Source organism: Pseudoalteromonas sp. SR43-7 (assembly GCF_014163785.1).
Classification (GTDB): domain Bacteria; phylum Pseudomonadota; class Gammaproteobacteria; order Enterobacterales; family Alteromonadaceae; genus Pseudoalteromonas; species Pseudoalteromonas distincta.
Genome location: NZ_JACJDY010000056.1, coordinates 1 through 685, shown reverse-complemented (window position 1 = coordinate 685; position 685 = coordinate 1). Strand labels below are relative to the sequence as shown.

The window sequence follows — 685 nt, the reverse complement described above, 5'->3', positions numbered from 1 at the left end:
CCGTGTACGCTTAGTCACTTAACCATACAACCCAAACGGGTCTTTGTTTTGTGACAGTTTAACTTCGCCAGAAGTTAATATTGAATACTAAAGTAGATACCAATCAATCAACTCATAAGAGTTAACTAAATGGCACTGAATGGTACTGCTACCATTCTTTTTTACTTTTGAAAACTCTTGATAAATACAAAGTATTTATCAGAATTTTATTATCAGCTTTTCCAAATTTTTAAAGAGCAAGAGATACAAAAACCTCTCAAAATTAAACACACTCTATTCTCAGGCGATTAATGGCCCGATAAAGAATATTTATTTTTAAGAAGTAAAAGTGGTGGAGCTAAGCAGGATCGAACTGCTGACCTCCTGCGTGCAAGGCAGGCGCTCTCCCAGCTGAGCTATAGCCCCACATATGCTGGTACTTACTGTTTTAACCATCTTCTTGATTAGACAAGAAGTGGTGGGTCTGAGTAGATTTGAACTACCGACCTCACCCTTATCAGGGGTGCGCTCTAACCAGCTGAGCTACAGACCCAAAACAATAAGTGTTGTTCTCTTTACAATAACAATCATCTGTGTGGACACTACGAACAAATAAGTTCTAAATCGTATAAGGAGGTGATCCAGCCCCAGGTTCCCCTAGGGCTACCTTGTTACGACTTCACCCCAGTCATGAATCACTCCGTGG

Annotated in this window: 2 tRNA genes and 1 rRNA gene; all 3 read right to left on the bottom strand. The window is 40.1% G+C overall.

Annotation, left to right across the window (positions count from 1 at the left end):
- Positions 1–329: 329 nt before the first annotated feature.
- Positions 330–405, bottom strand: a tRNA-Ala gene (locus tag H5087_RS20000).
- 50 nt (positions 406–455) lie between these two features.
- Positions 456–532: transfer RNA gene (locus H5087_RS19995), tRNA-Ile, on the bottom strand.
- Positions 533–608: 76 nt separating this feature from the next.
- Positions 609–685, bottom strand: a 16S ribosomal RNA gene (locus tag H5087_RS19990); the annotation flags it as partial.